Raw genomic sequence first — 13,974 nt, forward strand, 5'->3', positions numbered from 1 at the left:
GACATCAGCTGCCCTTGCCGGTCAGCGCGACCACGGTCGGGCTGTTCGGCGCGCTGGTGGTGATGGTGATCTCGCCCGCTCGCGTGCCTTTGGCCTTGGGCTTGAAGCGTCCGGTCAGCGTGCAGCTCTTGCCGGCGTCGAGGAACTTCGGGCAGTCATGGCTGCCGCTGTAGTCGCCGCTGACGCGGATCGAACGAATCTCCAGCGGGCCGGTGCCGGAGCTGGTGATGATCAGGGCGCGATCCTGGCTGGATGACCCGACCGCAACGGTACCGAAGTCATAGCGACTGACATTGGTCTTGATGCCGGGCACCAGCCCCTTGCCGGTGCCGCTGAGGCTGATCAGATCGGGACTGCTGGCGGCATTGCTCAGGATGCGCGTCTCGCCGGTGCGGGGGCCGACAGCGGTGGGCCTGAACACGATGGAGATCGTGCACTGGCTCATGGGCGCAACCGTCGGCCCGCAGGTGGTGGTGTGCCGGAAGTCGCCGGTGGTGACGATGCCGGTGATGCTCAGCGGGGCATTGCCGGTGTTGCTCAGCGTCACCACTTCCTGCTCGCTGGTGTTCAGGGTGAGGTCACGGAAGCGCAACACGAAGCCGCGCCCGAAGTGCAGGTCGTTGACGTCCAGCGACAGCGTCGGGCTCTGCGCGGCAGCGCGGGTGGTGCTGGTGAAAGTATCGGATACGCCGATCAGAACGCCGTTGGCACCCAGGGTCAGCGTGGTGCTGGTGGCCGTCGAGAAGCTGGCCGACGCCGTGTGGCAGACGCGGATCGAATCGCCGTTGACGACCGTGCCGCTGCTCAAGGTGCAGGGTCCGCCGTTCAGGCTGTAGAAGCCGCCGGTCACCGAGGCGGAAATCGCGGTGTCGATGCCGCTGACCGTGATCGCTGCGCTGGTCTGCAGGCTGCCGGGCTCGACATTGCTGGCGTCGACGAAGCTGAAGGCGTCCGGGGTCGCATCCGGCGCGACATCGTCGTCGAGGATGACGATGCTGGCGCTGCCTGGCGAGCCGATCGTGCCATTGGTGGCGCTGCTGATGCTGACGGTGACCGTCTCGTCGCCCTCCACGAGCGCATCCTGCGTGGCGGTGACCGTGGCCGTGCCGCTGATCGCGCCGGCCGGAATGCTGATGCTGGCGGGCCGGGAGCTGTCCGACGGACCGGCGGTGCCGGCATAGGCCAGATCGACCGTGACCGGCAGGCCGCTGGCCGTCGACAGGCTGGCCGTCAGCGTCGACTGGCCGCTGGCCTCGCTGATGCTCGCCGGGGCGGCGGCCAGCGTCACCGTTGGCGCGACATCGTTGTCGACGATGGTCAGGGTAAAGATGCCGGCGAAGATCGGGAACGTGGTGATGCCGCCGCCGGTGGGGTCGACACCGACATTGGGATTGCTACCGATCACGTCCACGGTCTCGTTGTCTTCGTCCAGCGCATCGTCGGTCAGCGTGAGCGTGACGCTGCCGGTGAGCGCACCGGCCGGAATGACGATCTCGGTGGCACTTGCACTGTAGTCCACGCCGCTGGTGGCGCTGCCGGCGAAGATCAGCGGCACGACGATGTTGCGACTGCTGGCGGCACTCAGGTTGGCGTTCAAGGTCACGGCGCCAGCCCCTTCATCGACGGTCTGACTGACGCGATCGAAGGTGACGGTCGGCGGAAAGTCGTCGTCGGCAATGGTGATGGTGGCGCTGTTGGGCGAGCCGATCATGCCGGTGGGCGTGCTGCCGAGGGTGACGATGATGGTCTCGTCGTCCTCATCCACGAGATCCGGCGTCGCGGTGATCGTGGCCGTCGCGCTCAGCGCGCCGGCAGGGATCGTGATGCTGGTCGGGCGGCTGTTGTCGGCCTCGCTGGCGGTTCCGCTGTAGAGCAGGGTCACGGTGACCGGCACCGTGCTGGCGGCAGACAGCGCGGCCGTCACCGTGGCGCTGCCGCCCGTTTCGCTGATCGTCGTCGGCGCGGCCGTCAGCGTCACCGTGCGGCCGAGCACCTGGGTCATGACCGTGGCATCGAAATCGGTGCCGGTGGCATTGGTGTTGATCAGCGTGTCATTGATGAAGCTGACCGTATTGGTCACGGCGCCGACAACGGTCGTGGCCGTCTGCACCTCGAAGGTGAAGGCTTCGGACGGGTCTAGCCGCTGCAGACGGCAGGCCACGGTGCCCAGCACTTCGCCGCATTCGCCGCGCGTGTCGTCGCTGTCGGTGGCCGACACGAAACGCAGCGCCGCCGGCAAGGCATCGTAGATCTCGATGCCATTGGCCGGCTCGGCGCCATCGTTGCGGACCGTGATCGAGAAGCTCAGCGGCTCGCCGACATAGACCGGGCCGTTGCTGGTCTGGCTGATCGACAGGTCCACCGCGTTGATCCCCGATGCCTCCACGGCGCCGGCATCGCATTCGTTGCCGATGTCGGGCTGGCCATTGCGGCCGTCCTTGGGCCGCACCACGCCGCGCTGGTCGATCAGGCCGACGCATAGCGCCGACGGAATGAAATCTCGTGCCGGGCTGGCGCCACGCAGGTTATGGGTGCGCGTGGGCCCGCCGTTGTTGCCGAGCCCGGTGACCAGGATGTCGCCGATGGCGGTGGGCTGAGTGCCGTTGCTGGTGGCGACGCGATCACTGGCGGCCGGGTTGAAACTGTGAAATGCCTGTGAGCTGCTGAACGCGGACGAGCCCAGCACGTTGAAGCCTTCGGACACGACGTTCACGGAGCTGTTGCTGTCGATCTCCCTGCCCACGTTGTCGAGCGAGTTCGGCGCATCGTTCCCGGCAATGATGTTGCGCCCGAGCGTCAGCACGCCACGACCGCTGCGGCGGATGCCGCCGCCACTGCCTTCGGTAGCCTCGGCGACGTTGCCGGTGATGGTGGAGTTGCGGATGGCAAGCGTGTTGCGCCGCAGGTATACGCCGCCGCCCTCGGCACTGGCGGTGTTGCCGGAGATGGTCGAATTGCTGATGTCGCCCTGGATGTCGAACGACGCCATCACACCACCGCCCGATCCATTGAGCGCACGATTGCCCGACACCGTGCTGTTGGCGATGGTCAGCGTGGCGCCTTCCGTGACGCTCAGGACGCCGCCGCCATCGCCACCCGCCGCCACGTTGTCCGACACGCTGCTGTACCGGATCACCAGCGGGCGTTCCCGCGAATAGACGCCGCCGGCCCCGAGGTAGGCGCTGTTGCCGGTGATCTGGCTTTGGCTCAACGTGGTCCGCACACCCGAAAAGATGCCGCCGCCGTACTCGCGCGCCGAGTTGCCGCTGACGGTGCTGTACTTGAGCCGCACGTAGCCCTCGCCGCCGTCACCGGCGTGAAAGATGCCGCCGCCGCCACCGAACTCGCCGGCGGTGTTGCCGGACACCGTGCTGTTGACCAGCTGGATGCCGCCGCGGCGGGTGGCGATGCCGCCACCGCCGTAGGTGGTCGCCTCGTTGCCCGCGACGGTGCTGTCACGCAGGATCAACGGGCCCAGCAGGTGGTAGATGCCGCCGCCGCCGTACAGCGCCGCCGTGTTGCCGCTGATGGTGCTGTTGGTGATGGTCAGCGTGTCGGTCGAGTGAATGCCGCCACCCAGGCTGCCGGAACGGTTGTTCGAGATCGTGCTGTGATCAATGGTCTGCAGCTGCCCGTCGGAACGGACGCGCATGTTCAGGCCGCCGCCATTGCCATCGCTGACATTGCCGCTGATGGTGCTGTTGCGGATGGCGCTGGTGATCGCCCCCGATCCGCCGCTGCCGATGATCAGGCCGCCGCCGTTCCCGCCAGCCGTGTTGCCGGAGACGGTGCTGTCGTTCAGCTCGAAGCTCCCGCTGACGACGGCGATGCCGCCGCCCGCGCCAGTCGAACGGCTGCCGGTGACGGTGCTGCGGTTCAGCAGCAGCCGGCCTTCGCTGCGAACCGCGCCGCCGGCACTGTCGGTCGCCGAGCCGTTGGCGAGCGTCAGATCGTTGAGGGTCAGGTTGCCCGTGGCGGTCACGCTGAGCAGACGAAACGGGGCCGCGCCCGCCGAGCGCTCGATCCGCGAACCGTGGCCTTCGACGGTGATCACGCTGCTGATCGCCGGCAGGCTTTCCGCGCTCAGCAGCGTGGTGCTGGAGGCGGCCAGCACGAGGGTGTCGGCACCGCTGCCGGCCGGGCAGCCGCCGGTGGCGGCATCCGCGTTGGCCGCGCTGATCGCATCGCTCAGGGTGCAGGCGCCGGTCACGGCAATGCTGGCCGCCCCGGCGGCGCCGGGCATCGCGAACAATGCAGCAGCTGCGGCAATGGCCCGGCGCCGGCAGCGGGCTTCGATGGACGACGAGAATTTGCCGAATGCTTTCATGACCAGCTCCACAGGCGAATCAAACGAAGGTTCAGCGACACGTTCGCCCGAATGGCCGGTCCGCAACATCCGTCGGAAGGACTAGTCCAGATGGCGGAGTCTGGTGGCGGAGACGGCCGCGCATGCCGGCCGGGAGGCTGGCGATCGCGACAGCACGGGGCCCGGAGCGACACCGTTGGAGCAGTGGTTCAGATGAAGCGCAGCGGCGCGTCGACGAAGTAGTACACCCGCAGGTGCGCGCCGCTGGCGGTGCGGCCCATGAAGCTGAACTGCGTCTGCGGCCAGCGCGCCTGGCGCGTCAGCGGGCTGTGCTTCAGGGCCTCGGCTTCCACCTCCATCAAGACCCCGAGCGCACGTTCGGCTTCCGGCAGGCGGGCATTGAAGGCTTCGAGATGTTCGCGGGCGGCAAGCGCCAGACGGAACGCCAGTCGCTGCCGGCGCGCGCCTGGCGCGACAAAGGCGCGCAGATGGAACATGGCGTGTTCGAGACGCGGATGCACGGCCTTGTAGACAGTGCAGACCCCCGCGATACGGCCGGCGCCGTCGCGTGCCACGTACAGCACCTCGCGCACGCGGGCAGCGGCATCCGCGTCCGGCGGCAAGGCGCGCTCGTGCGCCCAGAACTGCAGCACCGCAGCCCGCTCGCGCGCCAGCAAGGCCGGGTCGGCCAGATCCCACAGGCACTGCAGCACCGGCTCGTCGGACATCGGCTTTCCCCAGGTTGTGGCCGATGACGATGCCGGCATGACAGACGCGTATTCGTCATCCAGGTGGCGCCCGCAGTGGCGCATCGTCGCGATCCTCGCGCCGCCGGATCGGCGCCGGCATCCTCCGGAAGGACTAGTCCTGACGGAGGAGTGCCCGCCGCTGACAGCTGGTACAAGATCGCCGTCGATCACCGACGACGCCCCGCCAACGGCCCGCCATGACCCTGGGTAGCTCATCCGACCGCCACGCGGCGCACGCCGCGCTGAGCAGCGTCCATACCGCCAACCTGCCGGCCCTGTTCGCCCAGCTGGGCATCAGCCTGGTGGTCTCGACCTACCAGGCCGGCAAGCTGATTCTGGTGCGCGCCGACGGCGACGCGCTCAACACGCATTTCCGCGCCTTCGTGAAGCCGATGGGCATCGCGGTGGATCGATCGCGGATGAGCGTGGGTGGCGCGAATGCGGTCTGGCATTACCGGAACGTGCCGGCGGTCGCCGCGAAGCTAGACCCGCCGGGCAAGCACGATGCCGCCTGGTTGCCCGGACGCGTTCACGTCACCGGCGATATCGACATCCACGAAATGAGCTGGGCGGCGGACGGCGAACTTTGGGCCGTCAACACGCGGTTCGGCTGCCTGTGCACGCTGGATGCCGAGTACAGCTTCACGCCCCGCTGGCAACCAGCGTTCCTGTCGGCCTTGGCACCCGAGGATCGCTGCCATCTCAATGGCCTGGCGATGGTCGATGGCCGCGCCCGTTATGTGACGGCGCTCGGCGAAACCGACACCGCCGGCGGCTGGCGTTCGAACAAGGCGCGCGGCGGCATCCTGATCGATGTGGCGTCCGACGAGATCCTGCTGCGCGGCCTGTCGATGCCGCATTCGCCCCGGATGTACCGGGACAAGCTCTGGGTCCTGGAATCCGGCGAAGGCACGCTGGCGCAGGTCGATCTCAAGACGCGGACCTGGAAGACCGTGGCGCAGATGCCGGGCTTCACCCGGGGCATCGACTTCCACGGGCCACTGGCCTTCATCGGCCTGTCCCAGGTGCGCGAGAGCGCCGTGTTTTCCGGCATTCCGCTGGTCGCGCGGCTGCGCGAGCGCACCTGCGGCGTCTGGGTCGTCAACATCGAAACCGGCGAGACGCTGGGCTTCATCCGCTTTGAAAGCGGCGTGCAGGAAATCTTTTCGGTGGCGGTGCTGCCGGGCATCCGCTACCCGGAGCTGCTGGCGTTCGAAGACCCGCAGCTCGGCCACTCTTATGTGCTGCCGGATGAGGCGCTGGCCCGTGTCCACCTGCGCAGCGAAGCGGAGCTGCGCGCAACCCCGGACTACCACGCCGATCAGGCCATCGCGTTCTATCGCGGCAAGCGCCTGCCGGAGGCGATTGCCGCTTTCCGCGAGTGCCTGCGGCTTGATCCCCGCTTTCCGGGGGCGACCTACAACCTCGGCGTCTGCCTCGGCGATGCCGGCGCGTACGACGAGGCGATCCCGGAGCTGCTGCGCGCCGCCGAGGCCGAGCCGGAGCGGGCCGAAATCTACAACAGCCTCGGCTACGTGCATGCCTGCAGCGCGCGGCACGCGGACGCCCTGCGCTGGTACGAGCGCGCCATCGAAGCGCAGCCGGAGTACGCGCAGGCGCATTTCAACCTGGGCATGACTGCGCTGCTGCTCGCCGACTACGCGCGCGGCTGGCGCGAGTACGCATGGCGCTGGAAGACCGGCCAATTCACTGCGTTCAGCTCACCGCTGCCGCGCTGGGATGGCCGCGATATCCACGGCCAGACGCTGATGCTGCATACCGAGCAGGGCGCCGGGGATGCCATCCAGTTCGCGCGCTACCTGCCGATGGTGGCCGCGCGCTGCAAGCGCATCGTGCTGGTCTGTCCGGCGCACCTGATGCAGCTGTTCTCGACGCTGGCCGGCGTTGCCGAACTGCGCCCGCCCGGTGAGTTCCGGGTCACGGAGTTCGATACCTGGCTGCCGCTGATGGATCTGCCGCAGGTGCTGGCGACCACGTTCGACACGATTCCGGCCGAGGTTCCCTACTTCGATCTCGGCGCGCTACGGCGGCGCCACGGCGATCAGCCGCGCGTGCCGCCGGCCGCGCCGCAGCGGCGGCGGGTCGGGCTGGTCTGGGCCGGCAGCCCGACCCATGACAACGATGCCCAGCGTTCCTGCCGGCTGCCGGATCTGCTGCCACTGCTGCGCACGCCGGGCATCGACTTCTACAGCCTGCAGGTCGGCGAGCGCTCGCAGGACATCGCGGCGCTGCCGTCCGAGGTCACGCTCACCGACCTGTCACCCGGGCTTGCGGACTACACCGATACCGCGCTCGTGCTCGACGAACTGGATCTGCTGATCAGCGTCGATACCTCGGTTGCGCACCTGGCGGGCGCACTGAACCGGCCGGTCTGGATACTGCTGCCCCAGGTCCCGGACTGGCGATGGGGTCTCGCCGGCGACACCACGCCCTGGTATCCGTCGGCGCGTCTGTTCCGGCAGACGGTCCGAAGCGATTGGCATCACGTGGTGGCGGCGGTGGCAGCCGCACTCGCCGCCGCCGGGACGGCGTGACAGCTCAGGCGCGGGCCACGACTCAACGCTGCGTCATCAGCTTCTGCGCCAGCACGGCGGCCTGCACGCGGGTACTGAGGCCCAGCTTGCGCAGCAGCGTGCTGATGTGAGTCTTGACCGTGGATTCGCTGATGCCGAGATCGGCGGCGATCTGCTTGTTGGGGCGCGCGTCCTTCAGCAGCATCAGGATGCGCAGCTCCTGAGGCGACAGCCGGCCGAGCTTGACCTTCAGCGGGTCCTCCGGCCGGGCGATGCCCAGGCGACGCGCCGCGCCGGGCTTGTCGCGATCGTCGTCGCCATCGAGCAGCCGCCGGATGACCGCCTGCATCGCCTCCGGGCCCAGCGACTTGTGGATGTAGGCGATCGCGCCCAAGGCCTCGGCGGTGCGCTGCCAGATCTCCGCCGGCAGCGCGGACACCACCGCGACCCGCATCGACGGAAACTCGTCGGCGAGGAACTGCATCGAGGTCATGCCATCGACACCGGGCATCATCAGATCGAGCAGGATCAGGTCAGCCGATGGATGACTGCGCACCATGGCCTGCAGCGAATCGAAGCAGTCGCACTCGATCACCCGCGCGGCTGGCGCCACCGCGTGCACCGCAAGGCGCAGCGCAACGCGGAACAAGGGATGGTCATCGGCGATCAGGACGGTCGACATTGCGGTCATGACCGGCCGGCGGTGGCGGCGCCGCTGCGACCCTGATCGGGATCAACGGCGGGCCAGCGAGACAATGCTTGCGCCAGCTGCCGGCAGGCGCTGGCCAGCGCGGCGGGGGCGATCTGGCGGTCACAGGCTGACGCCAGCGCCCGCGCGCCGACGATCTCGGCATGCGCCTGGGCGGTCTGCACGAATCCAGCCAGGGCCGCCGGATCAACCGCGGGATCGAGCAAGGCGTCGGCGAGTCCTTCGAGTTCATCGCAGAGACCGGCGATGATCTGCTGCGCATCGTCGCTGCCCAGGTCATCGGCCAGCCGGGCCAGAACCAGCGGATCGGGACGGGCGTCCAGTGCTGCGGGATCGGCGGCGTGCAGCGCGGCGACTTCGCGCAGCGCTTCGTCAAGAACGCGGCGCCGCATCGGCTTGGCCAGATGGCGATCCATGCCGGCGTCGATGCAGGCCTTGCGTTCATCGTCGAGCACGCTGGCGGTCATCGCGTAGATGCGCGGCTGCCGGGGCAGCGGCAGCGCCCGGATGCGCCGCGTGACCTCCATGCCATCGATGTCCGGCATCTGGATGTCGACCAGCAGCAGATCGTACTGGCGGCGCTGGACGGCTTCGATCGCGGCATGGCCGTGATCGACCACATCGGCGTGATAGCCAAGCGATTCGAGCATCTTCAGCGTCACCTTCTGGTTGACCGGGTTGTCCTCGACCAGCAGCACCCGCAGGCCGGACGAGGGTGCCGGCGGAGTGATTCCCGACGCCGCCGCTGCGGCAGCGACGGGCCTGCGCGGATCATGCGACAGCAGCGACAGCAGCGCCTCCAGCAGGGCCGCGCGGCGAATCGGCTTGCTGCGAACCAAGTCGAGATCCGCCGGCAAAGGGGTGGCCAGCCGCAGGCTGCTCAGCAGCAGGATCGGCAGACGGCGGCTGCCGGCGGCCGCTTCACGCTGCCGGATCGCGGCAGCCAGTTGCAGGCCATCCTGATCCGGCATCAGGTAGTCGAGGATCGCGAGATCGAACGGCGTGCCGCGGTCGAGCAACGCCAGTGCCTCGGCGGTGCTGCTGCAGGCACTGACTTCGATGCCCCATTCCTGCGTGATCCCCAGCAGGATGCGTCGATTGACCTCGGTGTCGTCGACGATCAGCAGTCTCTTGCCGGCCAGCGCGGAGCTGTCCACCTGCGGCGGCAGTGGCCATGCCGGATCGGTGCCCGCCATGAAGCTGAACGAAAAGATGGAACCGAGGCCAGGGTGACTGTCGACAGCGACATCGCCGCCCATGCGTTCGGCCAGTCGCTTGCAGATGGCCAAGCCCAGCCCGGTGCCCCCGTAGCGACGCGTGGTGGAGGCATCGATCTGGCTGAAACTCTTGAACAGGCGTTCGAGACGATCGGCCGGCACGCCGATGCCGGTATCGCGCACAGCGACCCGGATGCGGACCGGGCCGGCGGCAGCAGCAGCCTCCACCGGCGCATGGCTGACCGAGACCAGCACTGCGCCGCGCTCGGTGAACTTGACGGCATTGGACAGATAGTTGCCCAGGATCTGGCGCACCCGGTTGCGATCGGCGCGCACCAGTGCCGGCGTGCCGGGTGCGAACTCGCAGGCCAGATCGAGGTGCTTGTTCGCCGCTGCGACCGCCATCTGCTCCAGCGCATCCTCGACCGTGCGGCGCAGCTCGAACACCTGCTCATCGAGTTCGATCATGCCGGCCTCGACTTTCGAGAAATCCAGGATGTCGTTGATCACATGCAGCAGGTGATCCCCGTTGTCGGCAATGGTGTCGAGACTCTGGCGCTGCTCGGCGTCGAGCACGGTGTCGGTCATCAGCTCTGCTGTGCCCAGGATGGCATTGAGAGGGGTGCGGATCTCGTGGCTCATGTTGGCGAGGAACTGGCTCTTCGCGCGGTTGGCCGCCTCCACTTCCGCGCGCGCCTGCTCCAGCGCAACCGCCTGCCAGCGCCAGCGGGCGCCACCCCTGGCGAAGGCATACAGCAGCAGACTTGCGAGTGCGGCCGCGAGGGCCACGATCCAGGGCGCCAGACGGTCGCTGAGCGTGACGAAGCCGGGCGTTGCGGCGGCGTGCAGCGTCCAGTGCCTGCCGGGCAGCTCGATCGAGGTCCGGCCCTGCAGACGGGTATGCACGGCCGCTGACAGGGGCAAGGGGCTATCGTCGTCGGCGCTGCCGGCCGTCGAATACATGAGGCCGCCGGGCTCGATGTCGTCGCCGTCGTAAAGCTCGAAGGCCAGCGGGCTGCCCTCCCGCCCCATCAGGCCACGCATGAAATCGTCCGCGAAGAAGACCACCGTGACCCAGCCCAGCAGGTCGGCATCGCGACGCACCGCCAGATAGACGATGAAGCCGATCTTGCTGCCGTCCTCGCGCAGCACACTCAGCCGACGGCTGACCATCGCGTTGTCGCTGGCTGCCGCCCTCTCGAGCACGGCCTTGCGGCCGGCGTCCTGCATCAGGTCAAGGCCGATCGCGCGCAGGTTGATCGGATCGGGGGGCTCGACGTACAGCACCGCCGCGTGCAGATCGCCGGTGGCCGGCGTGATCGGCGGCGGCGGTGCGCGCAGGTGGAATTCGCGCAGGACGGAAGCATCGGTCAGGCCGGATGGGATCGGCTCCTGGCGCACGCGCGCGATGAAGGCATCCAGCTCCGCTGCCGGCACCGCAGCGGCGAAGTTCATCGCCTTGATGCCCGGATAGCGCTGCGCCAGCTGCAGCCTGTCGACATAGCGGTGCCAGTCTTCGCGGGTCACCTCGGTCGAGGCCGCGAACAGCCCGAGCCCGCCGCGCAGCACCTGCACATAGGTGGCCATGCGCTGCTCGATGGCGAAGTCGATACGCCCCAGCTCGGCATCGAAGCGCGCCTGCTGGTTGCTGCTGACCAGCCGCTGCATCTGCCAGGCGCCGAACAGGCCAGCCACCAGGGTGCCGGCAATCAGCAAACGGGTCTTGGCCGGCAGGCTCGGGCCGGCCGGCCGGCGTGGCAGTTCCTCAGTCATCGGCCGCCTCGCGCAGCAGTAGGGCAACCAGCCGGCCGTGACGCTCGATCAGTTCGGCACTCGCGGACAACGCCGTTGCCGTATCGCCGGACTGCGCCGCCTGCTCGGCCCGGGACGCAAGCTGGGCCAGGTCTGCGGCGCCGAACTGCAGGCAGGTCCCGCGAAGCGTGTGCACAACGCTCGCCAGCGTCCGAAGATCGTTGGCGGCCACGGCGGCCGCATGGCGTTGTCCCTGGATCGGCACCTCCGCCGCAGCGGCCGCCACCAGTTCGCGCAGACCCGTCCCGGAATAGAGGCGACGGAGATCGGCCCAGGTCTCGGCATCGAAATCGGCTGCCTTGTCATGGCCCGCATCGAGTACCGCAGCCAGCGACGCCAAGGTCACCGGCCTGCGCAGCACCGCAGCGGCGCCGGCGGCATGCAAGACCGCCTCGTCGTCCGCAGCACCAACCACGGCGATCAGCCGCGCCGAAGACCGGGCGGCGATCTGCCGGAGCGCGGCCACCGTCGCGCTACCCAGATCGACAAGGACACACGGATATGCGCGGCAGGCCAGCGCCTCCAGCGCCTCCAGCGCCGAGTCGATCTCGCTCGCGATCGACACGGATGGATAGCCGAGCCGCCCCAGCAGCATCGCCAGCAGCCGGCAACTGAGGCGATCGCCGCTCAGCAGCAGAGGCGCAAAACCGGTGTCGGCGTTCTCGTTGGCAGTGGATGGCCGTGTCACGTCATTTCTTCAAAAACCGGCGAAGCGCATTGTCACCAGGAATCTCGCCAGGTCGACGTTCCCAGCGTTGAGTAGCGGTTGGCTTCATGGCCCGGTTGTGAATGTAATCGTGTTGATGATGAGTTGTCCGGCGTAGGTGCTGCAGACGATCGACGCGGCTTTCTGAGCTGCCTACGCGGCAGTGAACGTTCACCGCCGAGCAGCTGAATGGCATCGAGCTTTTCTGAGCTGCCTACGCGGCAGTGAACGAGACGAGGCCAGCGATCTCGTCCTGGACCACTTTCTGAGCTGCCTACGCGGCAGTGAACCCCAGGAGTACGGCCTTGAGCCGACGTTTCGCTTTCTGAGCTGCCTACGCGGCAGTGAACGGTCGAAACCCTGAGGATGTCATCCCCATGTCTTTCTGAGCTGCCTACGCGGCAGTGAACCGCGATCGCCAGCAGGAACAGGTGCACGAACATTTCTGAGCTGCCTACGCGGCAGTGAACGCCATGAACGGCACCGTCTCATCGAGCGCCACTTTCTGAGCTGCCTACGCGGCAGTGAACGGCACCGAAGCCGAGTGGCTGGCCAGCCTGCATTTCTGAGCTGCCTACGCGGCAGTGAACGCACTAGCCGCACCGTGAAACGCGTCGAGGCGTTTTCTGAGCTGCCTACGCGGCAGTGAACGTTCACCACGCGCGTGACCGCCTCCAGGTTGTCCTTCTGAGCTGCCTACGCGGCAGTGAACGAGTTGCTCCACTACCTGAAGCTGATCACCAACTTCTGAGCTGCCTACGCGGCAGTGAACGCGCCGGCGTGACTTCTGCGCCTTCACCGTCACTTCTGAGCTGCCTACGCGGCAGTGAACCCCGCCGCGCGCGGTGGCCCTGCAGGCGGTGCCTTCTGAGCTGCCTACGCGGCAGTGAACCAGCCGAACCGTCAAGCGCGTCGAGGCCTGGTCTTCTGAGCTGCCTACGCGGCAGTGAACGCCGTTGCGCTGTTCCCGGCGGTGACCTGGGTCTTCTGAGCTGCCTATGCGGCAGTGAACAACCAATGCCGGCCTCGCGGCAGGTTCAGCGTCTTCTGAGCTGCCTACGCGGCAGTGAACCACCGGTCACCGTGCGCCTGGGGCTTGAGGCCTTTCTGAGCTGCCTACGCGGCAGTGAACTTGGCGATGGCGAGATTGCCAAGGATTGTCATTTTCTGAGCTGCCTACGCGGCAGTGAACAATATCGTTTGACAAGTCTCGCTCCATCCACATTTCTGAGCTGCCTACGCGGCAGTGAACGCCTGCATCTCGTCGAGTACGACGGCCCCGACTTTCTGAGCTGCCTACGCGGCAGTGAACGACAAGGCGAGAGCCGATGTTGCCGACCTGTTTTTCTGAGCTGCCTACGCGGCAGTGAACGGGTCTCGGAGACATTCGGCACCGGAGTCGCATTTCTGAGCTGCCTACGCGGCAGTGAACATGGAGAGGCAGCCGGGTGGAGGCGAGTCGCTTTTCTGAGCTGCCTACGCGGCAGTGAACTACGTGGAGAGCGGCACCCAGTACCCGGCCGTTTTCTGAGCTGCCTACGCGGCAGTGAACCCGCATAACGACGCGTGCTGGTGGTACCCGCTTTTCTGAGCTGCCTACGCGGCAGTGAACTGGCGCGCTGCATGACCGCTACCATCCGGTCTTTTCTGAGCTGCCTACGCGGCAGTGAACGAGCAGCGCCGGGTCGACGCGGTTCGCTTTCATTTCTGAGCTGCCTACGCGGCAGTGAACTCGCGACCTGGCGTACGAGGCCAGCGCTCAGCTTTCTGAGCTGCCTACGCGGCAGTGAACGTAGCGGTTGGCACCGGCCGCGCTCAGCGTGAATTTCTGAGCTGCCTACGCGGCAGTGAACGTGCTGGCCGCCGGCAGCACATCGTTCATCGCTTTCTGAGCTGCCTACGCGGCAGTGAACATCTGGTGGCAGATCACCACCGCCGCCA

Annotated in this window: 6 protein-coding genes and 1 CRISPR repeat array; of the genes, 1 reads left to right on the forward strand and 5 read right to left on the reverse strand. The window is 67.6% G+C overall.

Annotated features, from left to right (window positions below; translation table 11 throughout):
• Nucleotides 1–4: 4 nt before the first annotated feature.
• Entirely contained in the window at nt 5–4,327 is a 4,323-nt protein-coding gene (locus ACTIGJ_RS16720; protein ID WP_439641454.1) for a choice-of-anchor D domain-containing protein, read from the reverse strand.
• A gap of 188 nt (nt 4,328–4,515) precedes the next feature.
• A complete protein-coding gene (locus ACTIGJ_RS16725) occupies nt 4,516–5,034 on the reverse strand; it encodes a hypothetical protein (protein ID WP_439641455.1) in 519 nt (172 codons plus the stop codon).
• 218 nt (nt 5,035–5,252) lie between these two features.
• Between ACTIGJ_RS16725 and ACTIGJ_RS16730 the strand changes: the two genes are divergently transcribed.
• Complete coding sequence (locus tag ACTIGJ_RS16730; protein WP_439641456.1) at nt 5,253–7,610, forward strand: TIGR03032 family protein; 2,358 nt, start codon at nt 5,253–5,255, stop codon at nt 7,608–7,610.
• 22 nt (nt 7,611–7,632) lie between these two features.
• Here ACTIGJ_RS16730 and ACTIGJ_RS16735 read toward each other — a convergent pair whose 3' ends face one another.
• Genes ACTIGJ_RS16735 through ACTIGJ_RS16745 form a run of 3 tightly spaced genes read right to left on the reverse strand, consistent with a single transcriptional unit; the run spans nt 7,633 to nt 12,015 of the window.
• Complete coding sequence (locus ACTIGJ_RS16735; RefSeq protein WP_439641457.1) at nt 7,633–8,280, reverse strand: LuxR C-terminal-related transcriptional regulator; 648 nt, start codon at nt 8,278–8,280, stop codon at nt 7,633–7,635.
• Complete coding sequence (locus tag ACTIGJ_RS16740) at nt 8,277–11,288, reverse strand: response regulator (protein WP_439641458.1); 3,012 nt, start codon at nt 11,286–11,288, stop codon at nt 8,277–8,279. The genes ACTIGJ_RS16735 and ACTIGJ_RS16740 overlap by 4 nt, the downstream gene beginning before the upstream one ends.
• Nucleotides 11,281–12,015, reverse strand: a complete 735-nt coding sequence (locus tag ACTIGJ_RS16745; RefSeq protein ID WP_439641459.1) for an Hpt domain-containing protein — start codon at nt 12,013–12,015, stop codon at nt 11,281–11,283. Before ACTIGJ_RS16745 ends, ACTIGJ_RS16740 begins: the two co-directional genes overlap by 8 nt.
• Nucleotides 12,016–12,174: 159 nt before the next feature.
• Nucleotides 12,175–13,946: a CRISPR direct-repeat array (repeat unit 28 nt; unit sequence TTTCTGAGCTGCCTACGCGGCAGTGAAC).
• Nucleotides 13,947–13,974 lie beyond the last annotated feature (28 nt).

It is taken from the genome of Nevskia sp. (assembly GCF_051860985.1).
Classification (GTDB): domain Bacteria; phylum Pseudomonadota; class Gammaproteobacteria; order Nevskiales; family Nevskiaceae; genus Nevskia.

What these genes read in the sequence shown, in the direction of transcription:
- ACTIGJ_RS16735 (WP_439641457.1), bottom strand. Translation starts at nt 8,280, where the DNA reads ATGACCGCAATGTCGACCGTCCTGATCGCCGATGACCATCCCTTGTTC.
- ACTIGJ_RS16730 (WP_439641456.1), top strand. Translation starts at nt 5,253, where the DNA reads ATGACCCTGGGTAGCTCATCCGACCGCCACGCGGCGCACGCCGCGCTG.
- ACTIGJ_RS16740 (WP_439641458.1), bottom strand. Translation starts at nt 11,288, where the DNA reads ATGACTGAGGAACTGCCACGCCGGCCGGCCGGCCCGAGCCTGCCGGCC.
- ACTIGJ_RS16720 (WP_439641454.1), bottom strand. Translation starts at nt 4,327, where the DNA reads ATGAAAGCATTCGGCAAATTCTCGTCGTCCATCGAAGCCCGCTGCCGG.
- ACTIGJ_RS16725 (WP_439641455.1), bottom strand. Translation starts at nt 5,034, where the DNA reads ATGTCCGACGAGCCGGTGCTGCAGTGCCTGTGGGATCTGGCCGACCCG.